The 22,594-nt window shown below is 48.5% G+C and carries 19 protein-coding genes; 12 read left to right on the top strand and 7 right to left on the bottom strand.

Annotated features, from left to right (window positions below):
• Positions 1–23 precede the first annotated feature (23 nt).
• Together BMW79_RS28885 and BMW79_RS28880 are read left to right on the top strand one after the other, a co-directional pair.
• Positions 24–1,676 (top strand): Med9 domain-containing protein, encoded by a 1,653-nt coding sequence (locus BMW79_RS28885; RefSeq protein WP_089901584.1) that lies wholly within the window; start codon positions 24–26, stop codon positions 1,674–1,676.
• Between the two features lie 27 nt (positions 1,677–1,703).
• Entirely contained in the window at positions 1,704–3,371 is a 1,668-nt protein-coding gene (locus BMW79_RS28880; protein WP_089901581.1) for a hypothetical protein, read from the top strand.
• Here the strand turns inward: BMW79_RS28880 and BMW79_RS28875 are convergent.
• Together BMW79_RS28875 and BMW79_RS28870 are read right to left on the bottom strand one after the other, a co-directional pair.
• Positions 3,368–5,866, bottom strand: coding sequence for an Hsp70 family protein (locus BMW79_RS28875; protein ID WP_089901577.1), 2,499 nt, complete (start codon positions 5,864–5,866; stop codon positions 3,368–3,370). The genes BMW79_RS28880 and BMW79_RS28875 overlap by 4 nt on opposite strands.
• 4 nt (positions 5,867–5,870) lie before the next feature.
• Positions 5,871–6,194, bottom strand: coding sequence for a hypothetical protein (locus BMW79_RS28870; RefSeq protein ID WP_089901574.1), 324 nt, complete (start codon positions 6,192–6,194; stop codon positions 5,871–5,873).
• 200 nt (positions 6,195–6,394) lie between these two features.
• On the opposite strand from BMW79_RS28870, the gene BMW79_RS28865 reads away from it, so the two are divergent.
• From BMW79_RS28865 to BMW79_RS28855, 3 genes are all read left to right on the top strand, one after another.
• Positions 6,395–7,207, top strand: coding sequence for a sugar phosphate isomerase/epimerase family protein (locus tag BMW79_RS28865; RefSeq protein ID WP_177192381.1), 813 nt, complete (start codon positions 6,395–6,397; stop codon positions 7,205–7,207).
• A gap of 25 nt (positions 7,208–7,232) precedes the next feature.
• Complete coding sequence (locus BMW79_RS28860; protein WP_089901568.1) at positions 7,233–8,597, top strand: Gfo/Idh/MocA family protein; 1,365 nt, start codon at positions 7,233–7,235, stop codon at positions 8,595–8,597.
• 126 nt (positions 8,598–8,723) lie between these two features.
• The gene (locus tag BMW79_RS28855; RefSeq protein WP_089904386.1) at positions 8,724–10,160 is read left to right on the top strand and encodes an arylsulfatase; all 1,437 of its coding nucleotides are present in this window, start codon (positions 8,724–8,726) and stop codon (positions 10,158–10,160) included.
• A 323-nt stretch (positions 10,161–10,483) separates the two neighbouring features.
• Here BMW79_RS28855 and BMW79_RS28850 read toward each other — a convergent pair whose 3' ends face one another.
• Positions 10,484–11,470 (bottom strand): aldo/keto reductase, encoded by a 987-nt coding sequence (locus BMW79_RS28850; RefSeq protein ID WP_089904383.1) that lies wholly within the window; start codon positions 11,468–11,470, stop codon positions 10,484–10,486.
• 132 nt (positions 11,471–11,602) lie between these two features.
• On the opposite strand from BMW79_RS28850, the gene BMW79_RS28845 reads away from it, so the two are divergent.
• The 5 genes from BMW79_RS28845 (at position 11,603) to BMW79_RS28825 (ending at position 16,506) form a co-directional block, all read left to right on the top strand.
• Positions 11,603–12,508, top strand: coding sequence for a helix-turn-helix domain-containing protein (locus BMW79_RS28845; RefSeq protein ID WP_177192380.1), 906 nt, complete (start codon positions 11,603–11,605; stop codon positions 12,506–12,508).
• 57 nt (positions 12,509–12,565) lie between these two features.
• Positions 12,566–12,994: an SRPBCC family protein gene (locus BMW79_RS28840; RefSeq protein ID WP_089901562.1), complete on the top strand. Its 429-nt coding sequence runs from the start codon at positions 12,566–12,568 to the stop codon at positions 12,992–12,994.
• A gap of 148 nt (positions 12,995–13,142) precedes the next feature.
• Complete coding sequence (locus BMW79_RS28835; protein ID WP_089901558.1) at positions 13,143–14,189, top strand: type II asparaginase; 1,047 nt, start codon at positions 13,143–13,145, stop codon at positions 14,187–14,189.
• Positions 14,190–14,206: 17 nt separating this feature from the next.
• Positions 14,207–15,850: an aspartate 4-decarboxylase gene (aspD, locus tag BMW79_RS28830; RefSeq protein ID WP_089901555.1), complete on the top strand. Its 1,644-nt coding sequence runs from the start codon at positions 14,207–14,209 to the stop codon at positions 15,848–15,850.
• A 104-nt stretch (positions 15,851–15,954) separates the two neighbouring features.
• Positions 15,955–16,506 carry a YceI family protein gene (locus BMW79_RS28825; RefSeq protein ID WP_089901552.1) on the top strand — a complete coding sequence of 184 codons (552 nt, stop codon included), beginning with the start codon at positions 15,955–15,957 and terminating at the stop codon, positions 16,504–16,506.
• Positions 16,507–16,576: 70 nt separating this feature from the next.
• Here the strand turns inward: BMW79_RS28825 and BMW79_RS28820 are convergent, their stop codons facing one another.
• Both BMW79_RS28820 and BMW79_RS28815 read right to left on the bottom strand, forming a co-directional pair.
• Complete coding sequence (locus BMW79_RS28820; protein WP_089901549.1) at positions 16,577–17,008, bottom strand: GNAT family N-acetyltransferase; 432 nt, start codon at positions 17,006–17,008, stop codon at positions 16,577–16,579.
• A gap of 21 nt (positions 17,009–17,029) precedes the next feature.
• Complete coding sequence (locus BMW79_RS28815) at positions 17,030–17,470, bottom strand: carboxymuconolactone decarboxylase family protein (protein WP_089901546.1); 441 nt, start codon at positions 17,468–17,470, stop codon at positions 17,030–17,032.
• Between the two features lie 91 nt (positions 17,471–17,561).
• On the opposite strand from BMW79_RS28815, the gene pdxR reads away from it, so the two are divergent.
• A complete protein-coding gene (pdxR, locus tag BMW79_RS28810; protein ID WP_089901544.1) occupies positions 17,562–19,031 on the top strand; it encodes a MocR-like pyridoxine biosynthesis transcription factor PdxR in 1,470 nt (489 codons plus the stop codon).
• Here pdxR and BMW79_RS28805 read toward each other — a convergent pair whose 3' ends face one another.
• Positions 19,032–21,650 carry a putative LPS assembly protein LptD gene (locus BMW79_RS28805; RefSeq protein ID WP_143059295.1) on the bottom strand — a complete coding sequence of 873 codons (2,619 nt, stop codon included), beginning with the start codon at positions 21,648–21,650 and terminating at the stop codon, positions 19,032–19,034. It lies immediately after the preceding gene.
• Positions 21,651–21,738: 88 nt separating this feature from the next.
• Here BMW79_RS28805 and BMW79_RS28800 point away from each other — a divergent pair, with 88 nt between their 5' ends.
• Positions 21,739–22,095: a winged helix-turn-helix transcriptional regulator gene (locus tag BMW79_RS28800; protein ID WP_089901538.1), complete on the top strand. Its 357-nt coding sequence runs from the start codon at positions 21,739–21,741 to the stop codon at positions 22,093–22,095.
• Positions 22,096–22,173: 78 nt separating this feature from the next.
• On the opposite strand, the gene BMW79_RS28795 is transcribed toward BMW79_RS28800, so the two are convergent.
• The gene (locus BMW79_RS28795; protein WP_089901535.1) at positions 22,174–22,572 is read right to left on the bottom strand and encodes a hypothetical protein; all 399 of its coding nucleotides are present in this window, start codon (positions 22,570–22,572) and stop codon (positions 22,174–22,176) included.
• Positions 22,573–22,594: the final 22 nt, after the last annotated feature.

Below are 22,594 nucleotides of genomic sequence, written 5' to 3'. Positions count from 1 at the left end.
TTTTTTTAGTACTTTGTGGGTATATGAAATACCTGCATCCCTTTACTTTCCTGGAGAAAATGAATGGTGGGCCTGTAGATACAGGAGATGCCGCCGCCATATCCCTTCTCCGGAAAAAAATGATGGCAGAGCTGGAGCTAACAGAAGATAAAATACTCTGGATCGGGAAGCAGGCATTCAGTAAAAACGACCTGCTGAAATTCTTTGACGGGTTGCAATCGCCGCTGAACTTACAATTATATCAACAGATCAATAACGACGAGGTCTTGTCCACTTTCCTGGAAACCGGGAAGCAGACAAGACCTTTTCATGATAACGACTGGTATAAAGATCCCCGCTTTATCCAATTCATATCCCCTTATTACGAACCGCTTTTTACCACAGCCATCCTGAAAGCACTGAAAGAACAGGATGTTGCTGTGTTGCAGCGCCTGTTTGCCAACCCGGTACTAATGGACAGCGCTGCACGGAATAAAAGCGATGAGAAGATCTCCCGTCTTTTGCAGGAAGAATACAAAGCGCTGGAAGAAGCGGGTACACGACGGAAGTCGGACCGGGCCTGCCGCACAGACGAAGTAACGCCTTTGCTCACGCGGCAGCATATGCAGGTGCTGAACACATTGCCGGATCTTTTCCAGGGCCACCGCAACGACTGGGGCCTCTTACTGATCCAGTTTGCTTTGATACTGGACTTTACCAACGAAAGTAAAAGAGCCCTGGCGCTTTTGCGGGAGATGGATATGCTACAGGTGAGTACACATATACGTGAAGAACGACAGCGGCACCTGGAGCAACTCGAAGATAAAATGCAGCGCCGGAAATCTATACTGGGCAGGTTTTTTGGCGCCGGTGCAGCTTCTCCTTCCCAACGTAAAAAACGATCCCGCGACTTCATGATCCGCGGCGCCATAGCTGTGGCGGTAGTGGTTACCATTGTGATTGGCGCCCGCCTGGAACCTGCGTACACGCCGCGTATCCGGGTAGGTGAAAGCAAAACAAGCGTTTTCAGCGGCGCCCGTACTTCTCATGCGATGCAATACCTGCTCTCGCAGATTTTACTGGAAAATGATCAGCGGATGCAGCAGCTATTAACCAAGCCCGCATTGGCCACACCGGTTACCGGTACTGATCTGTATGGACCGGAGTTCATGCTGGCATTAAGTATGCAGGGTACTTACGGGAACGACTATATGCCGCCGCCTTTCGGCCGGCCGAGGGAATGGAAGCAGGAAGACAGTAGCTGGAACGATCCTGCACATCGCCGTAGTCTGCATATCGTGAATCGCCAGGATGTTTCCCTGATCACGATGGTGCAAACCCCCGATTCTTTTTATTCCTGTTATATCGCGTCGTTCGACAGCGCTTTTGTGCCATTACCACTATCGGTAAGCCGCGTATATTTTTATGTGGGGTTAGGCTGGGACGCTGAATGGAAGGCGCCTTATGCCATGGATTATGTTCCTGCGTACCGCGCTCAGGGCTTCTTCCTGATGACCGCGTATGACGCGCTTTCTTTTTTGCAGCACTCCTGCCTGCAATTCAACCTGGATACTACCTACTGGCAGCATTCCAACAGGTATATCCCGATGGAAGTATCGCTGTCGGCGAAACAGGAACTGCAACTCCGGCAGCTGAACAATAATTTTAACGGGGTAGACATGATTCCCGTCGAGTAGCAGATTTTTTAGTTATTTTGCTTTGGTATGAACTATGTGAATCCCTTCGCGTTACTGGAAGCCATGAACAACGGACCCGTAGACCCCGGGAATACCGCTGCGTTATCCCTTCTCCGGAAAAAAATGCTGGCAGAAATTGAACTGACAGAAGACAAAGTACTCCGCATTGCTACCACGGCTTTCAGTAAAAACGACCTGTTGCAGTTTTTTGACCGGCTGTCGTCTACCGGTGAACTGGCGTTTCACGCATCCATTGCGGCCGATCCGGTATTGCTGCGCTTTCTCGAAACCGGTGAAATAACCGGTCATTTCGTTGATAACCCTGTATACCAGACCCCTGCTTTCCTGACATTTATATCACCCTGGTATGAACCGGTATTCACCAATGCGGTGCTGGACAGCCTGAAACATAAATGGCTGGAGAACACCACATTGTTATTTGCCAATCCGCTGTTGCTGGATGGAGAATATACCACCACCAGCTATACACGCATCTTTCGTTATTGCCGGGTATTAGAAGAACAACTCAAGATCAGCACTGCGAAAATAAGAGAAGGCGCCGCATTCAACAAGAAGGAACTGTCGGCTTTTGCCAGTGGGGTATTGGTGGCGCAACTGAACCAGCTGCCTTCGGAATTTCACGAATGGCGCAGCGATTATGGTATCAGTATGATCAACCTGGCGCTCGCTACCTACCGGAAAGATTTTGCATTTGGCATGTCGGTGATACAGCTGATAGAAAAGCTCACCACCACCCGTTATGTGCAAAATGAAAACCACAAACGGAAGGAAATTCTGCAGGCGCATCGCCGCGAGCAACACCGCAACCGCTCGTTGATACAACATATTCTCTGGTATCCCGGACACTGGATCAAACCTATACGCCCCAGGTGGCTGAGTGAAGAGGGGGCCGGCGGTATTATGATTGGAATCGTGATCCTGATTTTTTATATGATGAACAACGGCGATGCAAAAAATCCTGCGCCTAAAAAGAATACGCAAACAGACCATTTTGCCAATGCACGCACCAGCGATCCCATGAAATACCTGTTGTATACGCTGAAAATGACAACAGGAGATACTTCGCAGAAAAAGATGAACTCGCAGCCCAGAACCGGCGACGATGTATATGGTCCTGCTTTTATGGAAAGTTTACGGAAAAGCGGCGTACCATATAAGGTTGATTCCTCCCGGAACAAAGCGGAGGTAAGGGAGCTGGTTGGTCCGGAAGCATCTGCCCGCCTCGTCCCGGAGCACCAGTCGTCTGCGGTTGCGCACCGGCAAAGTATTCATCTCTTTAACCGCCTGGAAGTACCGGCTATTGCCATGATCCAGACGCCGGATACTTTTTATTCCTGTTATATTGTGCCGGGCGACAGCGCCTATCTGCCCTTACAAATCACCGCTAATCAGCTGTATGTATATATCGGTCAGCATTGGGATGCCGGTAAAGAAGCCACCAGTTCAATGGCCGGCTATGGCGCTTACCGTGCAAAGGGATTCTTTGCCTTACCCTACAAGGATTCTGAAAAATTCATGAAGGAAAGCAGCCTGATATTTACACTGGATCCTGTATACTGGGCAAGTTCCGACAGGAATATTCCGATCGAAATTGGTCTTGGTGATAATACCAATCTTTATTTCAACCTGCTGGAAAACAACGCAGCAGGAGTGGAGCTGGAAACCGGCGATTAGCCGATGCCGGTTCCTTTCAGCTGATCCGATTCTTTCTTGGTATCGGGCATCAGGTTGTATAACTGGTTCACGGCCACTTTCAGCTCTTCGTAATTTTTCCGTTCCAGTGCGCGTTCGCCTATTTCCTTGAAGCGGGCGGCGTTTTGCGGATCAGTATAATCATCGGTGCTGATATTGGCATAATAGTAATAGGCATTGATCCAGGTTTCCGGTTTGTTACGCCTGATTTCCCAGCTCAGGTCGTTCAGCTCATCGATCTTTGCCTTGATGGCATAATAGCTCTGCGAAGAAAGATAAGCACTTTCAGCTGCTACTATTTTTTCGTACCGGCTTAAACGGGCATTGTCCTCTTCCTCCCGGATATTCCACAAACAATATTCTTTCCGTTTAAAATACAACTCTGTAATTTCCACAATCAGCTGGTCTTTCCCGGTGCTGTCCAGGTGTTGCGCCAGTTTACGTTTCCGTTCTTCCAGCTGGTATTTTTCATCCGTGATATCATCATCGCTGAGTAGTTCCAGTCGTTCGCTGATATGATCCAGTTCCGTCATGATGTCCTGCACGGTAGCCGCCAGTTCATACTGCTGGCTTTTCTTGAAGCTCTTTATTTTATCGGCTGCTTTCACCCGCAGTTGCCGGATATCATCGATCAGTTTGGCGGTATTGATTTTGCGCACCAGCGGATTAAATACTTCTGAGAACTCCTGTTCATTCATCAACAGTACTGCTTTTACGGAAAGGTCGCGGCTTTCGCTGATCTGTAATGTGATTTCCACATCGGAGCCTTTTACCAGGTCGGTGATGAGATCGGTGCTTTTGATTTCAATCATGCCCAGCGGCACGCAACTGCCGGGAATGGCGTAGCGGCTGCCTTCCAGCACATTGATGAGTAAACTATCCTGTCCGCTGCGCAGAATTGTTTTCATCACTTCTTTGATGATCGTTTTCCGCAAAGGCAGGATCGCATTCTTTTCAAAAATGAGTTCCAGTTTGGTGGTATTGTTTTCCAGGTCATCTATTTCTATGCAGATATCGTTGGGCAGTGGTTGTCCGTGGATATTGAATTTTCCCTGCGAGATGGCGATTACCGGGGCCTGCACCGCTAATTCGTTGTGTGCAGCGTCAAACACCAGGAGGTTAAATACATTGCTGGTATTTTCCGCCAGCAACAACATTTCGGAGATGCGTTCCTGCAACGGTTTGATACCGCTGTCGAAACCACCGTCCGTTCTTACAATACGATAGCTGAGTCCGGCTACCGGACCGGTAACGATGGCGGTGAAATATTCTTCTTTATCGGCCGTATTCTTCTGATAGGCCATCTTAAACTGGATGTTGGGAACGCCTGCTGCCAAAGGCTGGTTTTCTGCCGTTTTCGGTACAGAAACCGTTTTGGTACCTGCATACCAGGCGGCGCCAACTGCTACCGCAGTAGTAGGATCTACACTACAGTTCACAGGGATGCCCAGTTGCGAGGCTACCAGGTTTTTTACCAGTGGTATATAGGTGCTGCCGCCAATCATCACTACTTCCTGTATATCGGCGGCACTCAGCTGATTACGGTCGAGGATCTTCTTTACAAGATCTACCGAATATTGAATGCGGTCGTATATGATGCTTTCAAATTGCTCACGGGTAATGGTGAGATAAATATCGTGGGTTTGTCCCTGTGCATCGGTGATCTCAAACTCTATCTCTGCAGCAGGACTACCCGTTAGCTGTACTTTTACTTCCTCTGCTTTTTTCAGCAGGATATGATACAGCGTATTGTATTTGCCCCTGGCGCTGCGCATCTCAGTGAGCAGGTCGGGGAAGGTATGCTGTTGCTGGAGGGCGGGTATCACGAGTTGTTCTATGATCGCAATGTCGAAGTCAACGCCACCGAGATAATTATCTCCTTCGTGATCGGTAACCCGCATTTCCCCATCTACTATTTTAACAAGTGCCACATCAAAAGTACCCCCGCCAAGGTCGTACACAAGCCACTGTCCTTCCAGGCTGGTAGCATTGCTTTGTTTGTTGGCAAAGGCCAGGCTGGCGGCTATTGGTTCCTGGAGTAATAATACTTCCCGGAATCCCGCGTCGTTACCTGCTTTTTTAGTGGCATTGGACTGGATGGTATCGAAAGAAGCAGGAATGGTGATGATCACTGCTTCCGGCTTTTCGCCGGTATAGATAAAGTTTTTCAGTTCCCGCAGCACCAGGGCAGAAAGCTCTACCGGTGTTTTGAAATCGCTGGTATTGGGTACAAAGAAGGATTCAGAGGTACCCATCTTTCTTTTGAAAGAAGAAAATACATTCTCCGGATCTTTCTCTATCAGTTCCCGGGCTTTGTCGCCCACAATGATGCGGTCTTTCCGGAACGCCACTACAGAAGGCAATGTTTCTTTCTGTCCGAAGGGATTTTTAAAAATCTCCACCGTACCGTTCTGGAATTTACTGATCAGGGAATTGGTGGTGCCCAGGTCGATACCAAAATTAATTTGCTGGCTCATAGGTTTATTTTGCTGCTGCGATGACAACGCCTTTTTGTAAAATGGATTTTTGTCCGCCTTCCGTGTAATATACCACCGGTTTGATCACGTTCACTATCTCCATTTCTGCGGCCATATCGCCGGTGATACTGGCTTCATAGTCTACCCGTGTTTCGCGGTAAGGTTCGCCCAATGGATTCAGGATGGTATAACCGGCTTCTTCAAAGTGTTGTTTGATCCGGTCTATATTCCGTTGGAGGGACAACAACTCCGGTTTGGCAGTTGTTTTCTTGTCCAGTTCAAAAACCTGGTTAATGATCCTGATGTGTAGGGTTAATAGTGGGTCCATGATTCATAATGCTGGTCCTTACAAATATAATAGATAATTTCATCTGTTTTGGGGAGATGAACACTTCCCTTTATCCCGTCAATTTTGTTTTTCCGGAATTTGATATTATCTTAATGGGGTTCCGTTATTTCCACATAAACTCACCTGACGTTATGAAAACTTGGTTGATATTCCTTTTTACTATAGTCTGCTGTCCGTTTTTGCAATCGAATGCACAGTCCGGCCTGCCGGCTATCGGCATTTGTACTTCTTTCTCCAACGACAGCATCGCCGCCGCCACCGGCTTCACTTTCCTCGAAGAAACCGTCAGGAAGATCCTTTCGCCCACACTGAGCGAAGTCCAGTTCCGGGAACAGCTGCATGCCATCAAAGACAGCCACTGCAAAATTCAGAGCTGCAACGTATTTATTCCCGGCCACCTCAAACTGATGGGACCACAGGTCAATGAAACCAGGATCCTGGGCTATGTGGATTCGGTGATGCAGCGCGCACGAATTGCCGGTGTGCAGCTCATCGTACTGGGAAGCGGGGAAGCCCGCAAAATACCGGAAGGGGCAGACCGTGCGCAATGTGTACAACAATTCATCGCATTGGGTCGCAAAATGGCCGCTGTGGCCGCGAAGTACGATATTCTCATCGCCATGGAAAACCTGAATACGTCGGAAACAAATTTTGTCAATACCCTGGCAGAAGGGAACGACATCGTGACCGCTATTCATCATCCCAATTTCAGGCTCACCGCTGATATTTATCACATGCTCCGGGAAAATGAATCGCCTGCCAGCATTGAAAAAGCAAAGGCCGTACTGGTACATTGCCATATCGCAGAGAAGGATAAACGCACGCCACCAGGAGTGGAGGGCGATGATTTCCGGCCCTATTTTGCCGCCCTGCACAAAATCGGGTACACCGGCCATATTATGATGGAATGCCGCTGGGACGACCCCGCCAAACAGTTTAAACCGGCCTTTGATTATATGTCGGCCCAACTCAGAGAAGCTTACGCCAAATAAACACACACTATAAAAACGCCTTTATATGTCTGAATCAAAAAAAACAAGACGGGAATTCCTGCAACAATCATTGCTTGCAGGCGCAGGTCTTACCATCAGTGCTATGGGAATGCCCGCCAGCAGCTATGCCCGTATCATGGGCGCCAACGACCGTGTTAACGTCGGACTGGTAGGATTTTCTGATCGTGCCCGTCAGGCCCTCATGCCCTCTTTCTTCAACAATAACAAAGAACTGAACTTCGACCTGATCGCCGTATCAGATATCTGGAACCGTCGCCGCGACGAAGGAAAGGCTTACCTGCAACAGAAAACAGGTCATAATGTACAGGCCTGTATGAATAACGACGAACTGTATAATGTGAAAGGTCTCGATGCGGTGTTTATCGCTTCGCCCGACTTTGCACATGCCTATCATACCATTGAAGCGGTGAAGCATAAATGTGATGTATACAGCGAAAAACCTTTCGCTGAAACCATGGAAGATGCCCGTGCTGCACTCAAAGCGGTGAAAGACTCCGGCCGCATCATGCAGGTGGGCACGCAGCGCCGCAGTGGTACCAGTTACCATGCTGCTGCCAATTTCATCCAGCAGGGAAAATTTGGTCCCATCACCATGGTGGAAATGACCTGGAACGTAAATCAGCCGGGCCGCTGGCGTCGTCCTGACCTGGTAAATTCCATCAAGGAATCGGATACCGACTGGAAACGCTTCCTGGCCGGCCGCCCGCAGGATAGCTGGGACCCGCGTAAATACCTCGAATACCGGCTCTTCTGGCCTTATTCTTCCGGTATCTTCGGTCAGTGGATGACCCACCAGATCGATACCGTACACTGGTTCAGCGGATTGAAACATCCACGCAGCGCCGTTGCTAACGGTGGCATCTACATGTGGAAAGATGGCCGCAAGAACCCGGATACCCTCACCGCCGTATTTGACTATGGTCCTGAAAATGACCCCAGCAACGGATTCCAGGTAATGTACAGCAGCCGTTTCCATAACTCTGCCGGCGGTACGAAAGAAATCTATTATTCCAATGGTGGCACCATCGATATGTCTACCAACAAAATAAGTTCTACTGGCGGCCTCACAGAAAAAGAAGCCCAGGAAATGAATATGCATGCCAATCTGCTTCCAAGCCAGACCCTGAGCGAGGAAGCCGCAGCAGCCACCAGTGCCAACACCGGTGGGGATACACTCACGAATGCGCATGTACGTAACTGGATGTCGTGTGTACGTGACCGTAAGCAACCGAACGCACCGATTGAAGCCGCTTATTCGCATTCCATTGCACTCATCATGGGTAATGCGGCCTACCGCACCGGTATGAAAGCCACCTTTGATGAAGCCACACAGGAAGTGATGGTAGGAGGTAAGGTATTTAAGATGTAATATCCTGTTAAGCGGAGGCAACTGCCTCCGCTTAATGTTCATAGTCCTGGCAGCTGTCTTCCCCGTTTGTTGTAAAAAGATGGGAATACTTTGTATTTTGAGACGAGAAGGCTTAGAACTATGAACATGAAAATTTTCCACACCTGGCTGCCGGTGGCGGCAGGTCTCACCTTATTGACAACGCCCGTCGCGGCACAACAGCAAAAAGCCACCACACCCAATATCGTTTTTATCCTGGCAGACGACCTGGGTTACGGTGACCTGAGTGCTTACGGGCAACAGAAATTCAGTACTCCCTACATCGATCAGCTGGCGAAACAGGGCATGCGGTTTACGCAATTCTATGCAGGTACTTCTGTATGCGCACCTTCCCGCGCTTCGCTGATTACCGGCCAGCATACCGGTCATACATTTATTCGGGGCAATAAAGAAATAAATCCGGAAGGACAGCAGCCCATAGCCGACACCGTTATAACGTTGATGGAAGTATTAAAACAGGCAGGCTATACTACCGGGATCTTCGGTAAATGGGGACTGGGTCCTGTGGGTTCTGAAGGTGATCCGATGAAACAGGGCGTGGACCGGTTTTATGGTTACAATTGCCAGCGCCAGTCGCACCGCTATTTCCCCACTCACTTATGGGACAACGATACCAAAGTAGTGCTGGAAAAAAATGGCCAGCTACAGGAGATGAATACCTACGCACCTGATCTGATCCAGGAACAGGCGCTCCGTTTTCTCGATGATAATAAGACGAAGCCTTTCTTTTTATATCTCACCTATACCTTGCCGCATGCAGAGCTACAGGTGCCGGATGACAGCCTCTTTCAGCACTTCAGGGGCAAGTTTGCGGAGAAACCCTACAAAGGCAATGACTACGGCCCCAGTGCCACCGTGCCGGGATATGCTTCCCAGCAGTATCCCCATGCTACATTCGCTACTATGGTCACCAAACTGGACAATTACGTAGGCCAGGTAATGGCGCACCTGAAAACACTGGGCCTGGATAAAAACACCCTGGTCATTTTTACCAGCGATAACGGCCCACACACAGAAGGAGGCGCCGATCCGGTTTTCTTTAACAGCGGTGGTGGTTTGCGCGGTGTAAAACGCGATCTCTACGAAGGAGGTATCCGCGAACCATTTATTGCGCGCTGGCCTGGCAAAATAAAAGCGGGTAGTACCAGTCAGCAAACCGGCGCCTTCTGGGATATCATGCCCACGCTGGCACAGCTGACCAAAGCGCCTGCCCTCACTTATACAGACGGCGTATCATTGCTGCCCACTTTCACCGGTACCAAAGGACAACAGCAGCATAACTATCTCTATTGGGAATTCCATGAGGATGGTGGCCGCCAGGCAGTACGACAAGGCAACTGGAAAGCCGTGCGGATGCAGGCCATGAAGCATCCCGACGGTCCGGTGGAACTATATGACCTCGCCAGAGATCCCGGGGAAACAAAGAATATCGCCGCAGCGCATCCGGATATAGCCGCTAAACTGGCGGGGTATATGAAAGAAGCGCATGTGGAAACATCACTGTATCCTTTCCAGCCAAAGTAAGCGGAAGGAAAAGGAGGGGTAAAAAATCGGGGAGATGGAAACAGTTATTACTGTTTCCATCTCCCCGAAATATTTAACGCCCAACCGGGAACATTTATCCTATTAAACCGGCTACAATTGTATTATTAAAATAATATTCCTGTAAACCAAAAGGCCTCTGAATGCCATAAATCGCAAAAATGGGGCTCCAGGATGCCCTGCCAGTAAGCGTTTCAGAGGTAAGTCCTATCTAAGCCCCTGTTGAGCACTATGTCAGGTATATATAAGCCGTACCTATAAGATACGGCTTATATAGGGTGTATATATGAAGAAGATCTCTCTTGTTAGCTTCTATCCACCAGTTTATTCATGGCTTCGGTGTAGCGTTCGCCGGTGTTCGGGAAGCGTTGCAGGAGATCTTCGAGATGTTGCAGATCAGTAGCGTTCAGTTCTACGTCTACTGCGCCGGCGTTGTCCAGCAGGTATTTTCTTCTTTTCGTACCGGGGATGGGGATAATATTATCGCCCTGTGCCAATACCCATGCCAGCGCCAGTTGTGCAGGCGTACAGTTTTTACCGGCGGCCAGTTCTGCAAAACCTGCTGCCAGCAGCCGGTTGTTTTCGGCGTATGCTCCCTGGTAACGGGGCAAGGATTTGCGGAAGTCGCCATCGGCTAATCCGGTAATGTTGAGGTCGGGCGTTACCAGGCCACGGGCCAGCGGACTGAATGGTACGAATGTGACGCCCAGTTCTTTACAGGCAGGCAGCACCTCTTTTTCCACATCCCGCGTCAGCAGGGAATATTCACTCTGCAACGCACTGATGGGATGTACGGCATGCGCCCTGCGTAAACTGTTGGGCGAGGCTTCCGACAGGCCCAGGTAACGTACCTTCCCTTCTTTTACCAGTTCCGCCATGGCACCAACCATTTCTTCTACTGGCACGTTAGGGTCTATACGGTGGGCATAGTATAAGTCGATCACATCCGTTTGTAAACGTTTTAAACTGGCTTCCACGGCCTTTCTCATGTAGGTAGGAGAACCGTCGAAGATCACGTTGCCGGTTGCCGGAGAACCCGTAAATCCGAATTTAGTGGCAATGAAGATCTTGCTGCGGTTGGGTTTCAACACTTTGGCAATCAGTTCCTCGTTTACACCGGCAGCATATACATCTGCGGTATCCCAGAAGTTGATGCCAATTTCGAGGGCTTTTTCCAGGGTGGCAATAGATTCCACATCATCCGGGGTGCCATAGGCATAGCTCATGCCCATACAGCCCAGTCCAATGGCTGACAACTGTACATCGGTAGTTCCTAATGTTCTGTATTTCATATCTTTTAATTTCGGTGGCTGTAATAAGATCATGCAAAGATATACGGCGTAATACTTGCGGAATTGTAATGAGAACAGTATTAATTGTGTAAATCAAAGATCCCGCCGTTATTCGTATTTTTAATGCGTCATATGAACCACGATAACAAACAACAAATCCGGACTCCGCACAGTGTCATCGATATCACCGACTGGTATTGCGATGAGATCAGGCTTACACATACGTTTTCCACTTACGACAATAATAAGCCAATGGTATCCGGCAACGACAGCGATGTTGTGCGCCTGCATTTCGGATTGAAAGGCGACTATGCTTTTTCCTATACGCAATTGCAGCGCTCTTTCGACCTGATCGGCGGTCATCATAATATCATGTACTCCAAAGGCTTTGAAATTGCGGTGACGCCCAAGGCCAAAGAAATAGAAACATTCGGGATCCAGTTTCCCCGGGCGTTGTTTCTTGAGTTTACGCAAAACGGCAATGAACACCTGCAACGCTTCGGAGAAGATGTGTTAAAAGGCAGAAGCGCCCTGCTTTCGGAAAACTGGGGCCCTATTGATACCGGTATCCAGCAGGTGATCGGGCAGATACTCCATTGCCGCTTTACCGGTCAGCTGAAAAAGTTGTTCCTGTTGTCGAAGAGTATCGAATTACTGGTGCTGTCGGCGGAAGCATATAACTACACCGAAAAGAAAGACAGCTTCCTGAAAAGCAAATCGGATAAAGAGAAGATTATTGCCGTGAGGGACCTGATCAATGACCGGCTGAATGATCCGCCGGGACTGAGTGAAATTGCACAACTGGTAGGACTAAACGAATATAAACTCAAACGGGGCTTCAAGGAAACATTTAATACTACTGTGTTTGATTATCTCACGGCGCAACGTTTGCAACTGGCTAACCAGTATCTCCTGGATACACAGAAAACCTCTGCGGAAATAGCCTACGAGCTGGGATACTCCACCCCGCAGCATTTTAATAACGCGTTTAAGAAGAAATTCGGGGTTACTCCCAATTCCGTTAGAATTAATCCGTAAAATGCAATCATGGGGGGCGGCGACTGTTTATTATTGTAGTACCAAAAAAATGATATTATGGACAAGCAATTGAAACTATCGGAATCTATCCATATCGGTGCGCCTGCTGCCAGGGTATGGGATGCTATTACGGATAAAGGAAAAATTAAACAATACTTCTTTGATACGGATGTTATCAGCGACTGGAAAGTGGGCAGTCCGGTAACCTGGGCAGGCGAATGGCAGGGCCAGCGTTATGAGGAAAAAGGCGCTGTGCTGGCGGTAGAGAAAGAGAAGCTGTTATCTTTCAGTTATCTCAGTTCCGGTAAAGAAGACAAACCGGAAAACTATTCCACCATTGTATACAAACTGGACAGTAACGGTAATGGCGAGACGGAATTTACCATTACCCAGGAAAATTTTGCAGACCAGGAAGCCTGTGATCACTCCAAAGAAAACTGGCGTTCGGTGCTGGCTGGCCTGAAGAAGGTTGTGGAAGGGGAATAAATCATTTGCAATTGCAAAAGCAAAGGGGAAGGCCATTGGTCTTCCCCTTTGCTTTTTGACAGCACACTCCGAACAATACACAGACTTCTGTTGTTCTAATATCCTGACATTCCAGCCAAACAATCCAAAGGTATTAAAAGCAATACATATGAAATTCTTAAGTACTTTATTCGTTGTTGTATTTATTTGTATCTCTGCTGTCGCCCAGAAACCGAGGGTCATTATACTAGCCACCGGTGGTACTATTGCCGGTGAAGGCGCTTCTGCCGACAGGGCCGCCTATACGGCCGGTAAGGTACCCATTGAGTCTTTGCTGAAAGCTGTTCCCGGTATTGAAAACATTGCCACCATCACCGGAGAACAGATCGCCAATGTAGGCAGCCAGGATATGACCATAGAAATATGGCAGAAACTGAATAAGCGCATCAATGAAATATTTGCCAATAACGAAGCAGAAGGCATTGTAATTACACACGGTACGGATACACAGGAAGAAACTTCCTATTTCCTGGCACTCACCGAAAGAAGCGATAAGCCGGTGGTGATCACCGGGTCTATGCGCCCATCTACCGCCATCAGTGCAGATGGTCCCAAGAACTTATTCGATGCCGTAACAGTAGCCGCCAGTCCTAAGTCGAACGGTAAAGGCGTGATGGTGGTGTTTAATGAAAACATCTTCGACGGCCGGGATGTAACGAAAGGAAATACTACCAACGTAGCCGCTTTTCATGCGCCTACACTCGGTCCTATCGGCAAGGTGTACGATGGCAAAGTGTCCTACTATATGGAAGCGCTGCGCTTATCCAATAAAAATACCCCTTTCGATATTACTAATATAAAAACATTACCAAAGGTGGGTATTGCCTATATGTATGCCGACGCAGAACCCGGCGCTATCCAGGCGTTTGTAAAGGAAGGCTATAAGGGTATTGTGATTGCCGGTGTGGGTAATGGCAATTTCAACAAAGTTTTTTATAATGCTATTGCAGATGCCGTAAAAAAAGGGGTGGTAGTGGTAAGATCCAGTCACGTTGGCTCCGGAAGGGTTACCCAGTACGATGAAGTAGATGATAAAACACTGGGCACCATTGTGAGTGATGACCTGAATCCTCAGAAAGCCAGGATACTATTGATGTTGGGACTTACGCAAACATCCAACAAAGACATTTTGCAGAGTAACTTCTTTAAATACTGATCTTCCAAAAATAACATATGGGACTGTCTTATATCAAAACCACCGTTGCGGAGCAACGCGCGTTACAGAAACTAAGTCCGTTTGAGCTCAAGAACACATTGATTTCACTGGCCCAGGACACCGCTCAGAAAAGTATTGAGATCATGCTGAATGCGGGGCGTGGTAACCCAAACTGGACAGCTTCCATACCCCGGGAAGCTTACTTCCTGCTGGGACAGTTCGGTATCACGGAATGCCGGCGAAATATTGCAGAAGACCATGGCTTTGCCGGTGTTCCGGAGAAAAGTGGTATAGCAGACCGGTTCAAGAGTTTCCTGGCCCTGCATAAAAATGCACCCGGCGCTTCACTGCTGCAACAGGCCTATCTGTATGGTATAGAAGTACACAAGTTTAAGGAAGATGATTTTGTGTTTGAGCTGGCAGAAAGTATTATCGGCAATGAATACCCGGTGCCCGGTCGTATGCTGGCGCACATGGAGCCTATCGTGCACGACTATATTATCCAGGAGATGTGTAACGGGCAAAAGGAGCTGGGCAAATTTGACCTGTTTGCCGTAGAAGGCGGCACCGCTGCCATGTGTTATATTTTCGATTCGCTGATGCAGAATAAGCTGCTGAAACATGGCTCCCGCATTGCTTTGATGGTGCCTACCTTCACCCCTTATCTTGAAATTCCTGAACTGGAACGTTACCAGTTTGAAGTGGTATATATTAACGCTACCGGCAAAACGAAAGAAGACCGTCACACCTGGCAGTATCCGGATGAGGAACTGGATAAGCTGAAAGATCCGCAGATCAAAGTTTTATTTTGCGTGAATCCCAGTAACCCGCCATCAAGAGCATTGGAGCCTTCGGTAATGGACAGACTGGCAAAGATTGTGAAGAAAGACAATCCTAACCTGATGATTGTCACCGATGATGTGTATGGTACTTTCGTGAATGATTTTCATTCCCTGTTATCGAAAATTCCTTTCAATACCATCTGTGTGTATTCTTTCTCCAAGTATTTTGGTTGCACCGGCTGGCGTTTGGGTGTGATTGCTATCCACGAAAAGAATATCTTTGACAAGCAGATCGCGGAGTTGCCGGCTACGGCCAGGAAAGACCTGGGCAAACGTTACAGCAGCACCACCTTACATCCGGAGAAGATGAAGTTTATAGACCGCATGGTGGCCGATAGCCGCCAGGTGGCCCTGAACCACACCGCAGGATTGTCGTTGCCCCAGCAAACACAAATGACCTTATTCAGTTTGTTTGCTTTGCTGGATAAAGAGAATAAATACAAACAACTGGCGCAGGCGCTGATCCACAAACGGTTGAAATTATTGTGGGATAAGCTGGAACAGCCGCAGATGCAGGACCCGTTGAATACCGGTTATTATTCTGAAATAGATATTGCGAACTGGGCGTCAAAGGTGTATGGAGATGATTTCCTGAAATGGCTGCAAAAGAAAATGCAACCTACCGACATCCTCTTCCGCCTGGCCGAGAAAACAGCCATCGTATTATTGAATGGCGGCGGCTTTGGTGGCCCGGAATGGTCGGTGCGGGTATCGCTGGCCAACCTGCCTACAGACGCCTATACGCTGATCGGTGAAAACCTCACCGAAATCATGCACGAATATGTGGATGCCTACAAAGAAGAAACCGGCAAAAAGTAGCTTTTTTTCATAATGATAGATGTACAGCAGGTGGCTATTGCAAGGGCTGCCTGCTGTTTTTTTATGATTTGGGAATCCGGTATTGATTGCAGAACTTCGTTGTTATGAAAACGCGCACCCTTCTTTTATGCCTCCTGTTATTTTGCAGCATGGCTGCGCAGGCCCAGCAATACGTTCCGGCAGATGCCGGCTCCAAAGTACAGTTTACCATCGTCAATCACCTCATCTTCACGTCTACCGTCAACGGCTACTTTAAAGGACTGAAAGGAAACATCCGGTTTGATCCGAAAGATCCGGGCGCCGCAGTGATTGATGCCACCGTGGATGTAAAGACCATCAGCACCGGCATCGGCAAAAGAGACCGGGACCTGATGGAAGAGAAATATTTTAATGCAGATAAGTATCCCGTGATGCGGATCCTGTCTACCAATATCAAAGCCACTGATAAACCATCCGGCTATCAGCTTACCGCCGCCCTTACCATCAAAGGGATCACACATACCATCGCTTTTCCTTTTACCGCTGTATTATCCGGTAACATGCTGCAGCTGAACGGGCAGTTTACAATTAACCGGAAAGACTTCCAGGTAGGACCTGATAATGCCATTGATGATAAGCTGACCGTGATACTCAGCGTACAGGCAAAGAAATCCTAACGGCTATACGTTACCTGGTTGCAGATAACGTATAGCCGTTGCCGGTAAACATCTTACAAAATAATAACCACTACAGCGGTTGTGTAAAATGATGGGCAGAAATATGATAGCCCTGCCGGTGATATACTTTATGCGCAGGATGCAATGCATGACCTGAATCCAGTTGCACAGAACGTAAACCTTCACTTTTTGCCAGCGCCTTCACATGATCGAGCAGCAGGCCGGCATAACCACGGCCCTGGTAAGCAGGCAAACAGGCCAGGTCGTCTATATAAATATGTACCCCGGTGAATAGCTTGTTCATATGACGGAAGCCTGCAAATGCCACTACTTTCGAAGGATCGTCTTCCGCCGTGATATACGCGATTTCATATTTTTCTGCCTGCATTTCTTTTATCTGCGGCAGTAGTTCGTCTTTTTGTAAAAACGGACGAAGAAAAAGGATTACTTCACTGCAGGCAAGCAATTCCTCGTCGGTGGCAGCGATTTTAACAGTAGGCATATCTTTGTTTTTTGTAGGTGATTACTGACCGGGAATACGACGGGTAGATACGCCGATGCGGTTCCAGGCATTGATAATATTGATGGCCATGATCAGCTCTGCAGTGCGGGGTATCCCGAATGCTGCCACCGCTTTATCATATGTTTCATCGGTAAGGCCATGCTGACTGATAAATGTAATTTCTTCCGTCATGGCCAGGATAATTCTTTCTTCTTCGCTGAACTGCGGGGATTCTCTCCACACCGGGAGCAACAGTAAGCGCTGGGTGGTTTCGCCCAGCTTCAATGCATCGCTGCTATGTTTATTGACGCAAAAGGCACAGCCATTCAGCTGGGACGCGCGTACTTTGATCAGTTCGTGGTGCAGGGGGGAGATACCGGTGCCGGATAAGTATTTTTCTAATCCCAGCATCGCGGAATAAGCAGCGGGATCAACCTGGTTCATCAAAAATCTCGTAGTCATTGTCAATTGATTTGTATTAAAAATGATCTTACAAAGTTACCTGTATCTGGAGTACCTTAGTAGTCCACTTTGTAATCATTAAGTAGTCCAGATGCTGCCATTTAAAACACTCATACAAACGGACAAAACGCTGAAGCTGCCGGTATATCAGCAAATTGCCAACCGGCTTATCGGGTTAATCCAGGAAGGTATCCTCAAGCCGGGGCTATACCTGCCAGGCAGCCGGGTGCTGGCGGAAACGCTCACCCTGCACCGTAAAACGGTGATTGCGGCATATGAAGAACTGATCAGCCAGGACTGGCTGGTAGCCGTACCCCGCAAGGGAGTGATGGTGGCGGATAATCTGCCGGTGATCCGGCCCCGGACCTTCCGGGGAGCTGCTTCCGCGTATGGAGAAGAGTCCGCGTTTTCGTTTCATCATATCCCGGTAGCGCCATTTATGCCCGGTGTGCCCGCAGGCAATGCATTAGTGGTGAATGACGGTTTCCCGGACGCACGACTGGCCCCTCTTGCCGACTGGGTAAAAGAGTGCCGCTCCCTGATTGAAAGTCCGCGTTATCATAAACTGCTGATGTATGGTAACGCTACTGGTAGCGAAGCCCTGCGCAGGCAAATGATGGAATACCTGTCCAACACCCGGGGCCTCAACCTGCAACTGCCACATATCATGATTACCCGGGGCGCACAAATGGCCATCTACCTGGCTGCGGCACTCCTGATAAAAAAAGATGACCTGGTAATTGTGGGGAGTCCTGATTACTTTTTTGCGGATCTCTGTTTTGAGCAGCTGGGCGCCCGCCTGCTCCGCGTGCCGGTGGATGAAGAAGGGATCGACGTGGATGCGATTGAACAACTATGCAGTCAGCGGAAAATAAAAATGCTCTACCTCGTTACGCATCATCATCACCCCACCACGGTGACCCTGAGCGCTGCCCGCAGGATGAAGCTGCTGGAGGTGATCCGCAAACATAAATTGCCCGTGATAGAAGATGACTACGATTATGATTTTCATTATAGTTCTGCGCCTATATTGCCATTGGCCAGTGCAGACCACGGGGGCAATGTGATTTATATCGGTTCATTTACCAAATCACTGGGACTTTCCATCCGGATCGGATTTATGATCGGGCCGGCGGATTTTATCAGTGAAGCGGCCAACCTGCGCCGCCTGATGGACCTGCGGGGCGATAATCTTTCTGAACAGGCGCTGGCTAATCTGCTGGCAGATGGTACCATCGACCGGCACCTGAAGAAATCGAATAAGGTGTATAAAGAGAGACGGGATCTGCTTTGTCTGCTCCTGAAAAAGAAACTGGGCGACGCAGTACAGTTTACGGTACCTGCCGGTGGAATGGCGATCTGGTTGCGCTTTTCAAAAAAGTATCCTTTGCAGCAGGTCTCTCAGAAAGCGGCTGCCCTCGGGTTGCGTATGAGCAGCGGGGAACAGTACCACTATGGTACACCATCGCAGAATGCACTACGCTTTGGTTTTGCTTCGCTTAACAATAAAGAAATAGCATCCGTGGTGGCTATACTGGAAAAAGTATTACAGCAATGGTAGCTACAGATCATAGAACTGCTTCGTTCGGTTGAGCCGCAGGTCCTTTAACAGACCGGCTTTGGCGCTGATCGTAAAACTAAACTGCCGGAAAGTACCAAAGGGGATCAGGTTAATGGAGAGATTGAAATCGTGCAGGTCGCGCGAGATATACATATTGGTATAGGCGATCTGCATGTTGGTGAAATCGAAACCGCTGTTTAAACCGATCTTCCATTTTGGCGTGAGACTGAAATCGCCGTTGAAGCTGACATATTGCGTTACCCGTTTTACCACCCCGCCGGAATCGGGGATGATAGTATTGGTGTAGGAAAGGCTATACGAGAGATCGATGCGCCAGGGGATATCAAAATCCACGTATTCGCCCGGGTTATTGCGTACCTGTGCCAACTGCCGCTGTTGGGCTGCAAAGGCGGCATCGCCGCCCTGTACGTTCAGGGAAGAATCAATTTTTGCTTCCTTGGCTACACTCTTTTTATCTTTCGACTGGAAAGAGGTACTGAGGGAAATGCTGGCATTGGTGAGGCGGCCCAGGCTCAGTTTACCTTGCTGCCATACGTATTTATCCAGGCGCCGGCCACGGCTGTCTACCTGGTAAGGATCGAGATTGCCGCTGGCGGAGATGTTCAGTTTGTCGAACAGGTTGGTGCGGGCATACAAACTGAAGGTAGACAGTTTAAACGAATCTGCCACCAGGTTATAGCTGCCATTGATCCCGAAACCATCCAGCAGTTTTATCTTTTTCTCATGATTGCCGGTCGTATCTTTTTTAGAAAATACCTTCATCTCCAGGTTATTGTCCAGCCCGAAGTTCAGTCCTCCGAAAGCACCGGGAGATGGTACGCCGATAATCGCTCCATCGAATCTGGATACCATTTGCTTATCGCCTTCCTTGTTGTATTGCAGTTCATAATAGTTCTTGCTGTTCAGGTCCGGGCGGTAGCTGGCGCTTAGTGTAGGCCGCATCACGTGGCGGATGGCTTTGATCTTCGATGTTTTACTGAACTGGTACATACCATACAGGGCGGTAGACAGCGACATGCTGGCGCTGATATCGCGGGCGGCAAACAGGCCGGCCTGGTAAGAGGTATCGATGGCGCCTTTGGTACCCGTGCCCAGGTTGGGTTTATTAGGATCCCATTTGCGGTTGAATTGTTTGGTATACCAGTATTCGGTATAGTTGATTCCCGGCGACAGGGTAAACGTTTTAAATACCGGTATAGAAAACGAGATCGGGATGTTGTGCTGCATACCGGTTTGCATGGCGTCGAACATGGCCTGTTTACCGAAGAGAGAATCCTTGAAATTCGCCTGGTTGCGCAGGATGGTGTTGTACGAAATACCTATTTTCTCATACCATTTGGGGGTGCCTACCATTTCCTTTGGCTGGAAAGGGTAGATGGTATTCACGGTGAATGTGGCATCCGGGAAGGAAATGGATACATCCCGGGTGCTGAGGTTCTGTGAATGGTTTAGTCCCATGGTGAGGTTATAGGGCTTTCCCTGCCAGGTTTTGGAGAACGTGACGGAGGATCCGATATTATTATTGACACGGGTATTGTAATCATACACGTTGTATTTATTGTAGGAAGAAGTACCAAAGTTCACCGCAGCGCCGAAATTCACACCGGGCCGGGCTTTGCTGTCCATGCTATGATTCCAGGTAACGCGGAAATCTTTGGAGGTACTGAACTCCGATTTCACGGAGGGGTCGCCAAAGCGGGTGTTGGCGAAGCTGAGATTAAGACCGCCATTGTATTTATACCGTTTCCGGTAAGTGGGACTGGCGGTGAGGCTCCAGCTTCCGTAGGAGTATACATCTCCGCGCATGGTGAGGTCAAAGTTATCGCCCAGGCCAATATAGTAGCCGCCGTTTTCCAGTCCGATCCCTTTTTGCTGGTTTACCACATACTGCGGAGACAGGATGCCGGAGCGTTGTCCCTGTGTGATGGGGAAAATGGCGAAGGGGATAAACAGCGGCGTGGGAATGCCTTCAATTTCCAGGTTGGCAGGGCCGGAGATGACCAGTTTGTCGGGAATAATTTTTACTCTTTTTGCGCGGAACTGGAAGTGTGGGGTATCCAGGTCGCAGGTGGTAAAGGTATTTTTAAAACCGAAGATGGTATTGTCGGCCATCCGTTTGGACTGCTGGCTGCCGATGAAAGCCTCTCCGTAGGTGGAGCGGGTATGATAAATTTTTGCTTTGCGGGTGGTGATGTTGAACTGCATGGTATCGGACTCGAAGCTCTGGCCGTTGTCGGTCATTACCGGGCGGCCGATGGCTTTGCCGGAGGTATCCGTTACTTTGGTAGCTTCCACGATGCCGGTTTCCTGGTCCATGGTGATCCTTTCTGCGGTGATATTGGTTTCCTTATATTTGGTTTCCGCACTACCGTAGAGGAGTAAACGTTTTTTCTGCACCTGCATGATGAGGGAGTCTTTCGCCTTATAGTGAATGGGTGCGTCGAGGCTATCCTTTGATAAAGGAATGGTGTCGGCAGGGAGACTGTCGCGGGTCCCTCTTTTTATAAAAACGAAGCCAGCGTGATGTGGTACGCCTGCGGCAATAAGAACAAAGGCAATCAGTAAAACTGAAAGAAGCTGGCAAAAAATAATTTTCATGTATGCAATTGGATGGCTCCGTTAAGCGAAAATAGTACCGGAATAATTATGTTTGTCTTGTGTAACCAGTTACTAAAAGGATACTGCAATGGAACATTTAAACGAAAAAGAGTGTAAATCGGCTGGCATGGCTGTAAGAGATACTTTGGAAATCATCAGCGGAAAGTGGAAACTGATTCTACTTTTAACATTTTATAAAAAAGGAAAGCGTCGTTTCCGGGAGTTGGTGAAGGAATTAAATATTTCTCCGAGGGTGCTTTCAAAAGAATTACAGGAGTTGGAGATGAATAAACTGGTGACCCGGACGGTACGTAATACCCGGCCGATGACAGTGGAATATGACATTACACCGTATTGCAGAACATTGGGCAGCGTGCTTCAGCCGATGAAGGAATGGGGGGAGTTACACCGGCAGGAAATTATTGGAAAGAAGAATTCCGAATAGGAGTGCCGGACTTCTTTAAAAGAGCAGGGACGAAAGGCAATTGCCCTTCGTCCCTGCTCTTTTATTTTATCGCTGTGTTTAATAGAAGATGGAACTCAGCATATTGGCTTTATCATCCGTTGCCGGTTTGGAAGCCAGGAAAGTACTCATCTGCTGGGCATTGAGCACGCCGGTCAGTTTTGTTTTGAAAGTATTAAAGAGACCGGGTTGCTGTTGTGCATACACGCCGGGATTTTTCCGGTCCTGTGCATGCAGCGCTCTTTTGGCATCAAACAGTTCCAGGATCAGTTTATTGACCTGTGATTTTTGTGCGTCGGACACACCGATATTGGGTAAGAAAATGCGGCTGTAATCTTTTGCTGCCAGTGATTTATCGGCGCCTGCTTTTACCACCTGTGCCCTGGAGGGGCCTTGTTGTGCGCATACGCTGTAACTGCCAATCAGCAGAATACTTGCTATGAGAATGATATTTTTCATGTGTTTGTGTTTTAAAGGTAAA

The sequence above is a fragment of the Chitinophaga arvensicola genome (assembly GCF_900110835.1).
In the GTDB taxonomy this organism is placed as follows: domain Bacteria; phylum Bacteroidota; class Bacteroidia; order Chitinophagales; family Chitinophagaceae; genus Chitinophaga; species Chitinophaga arvensicola.
The sequence above is the reverse complement of the archived record's forward strand: the minus strand, read 5'-3'. Positions and strand labels throughout refer to the sequence as shown.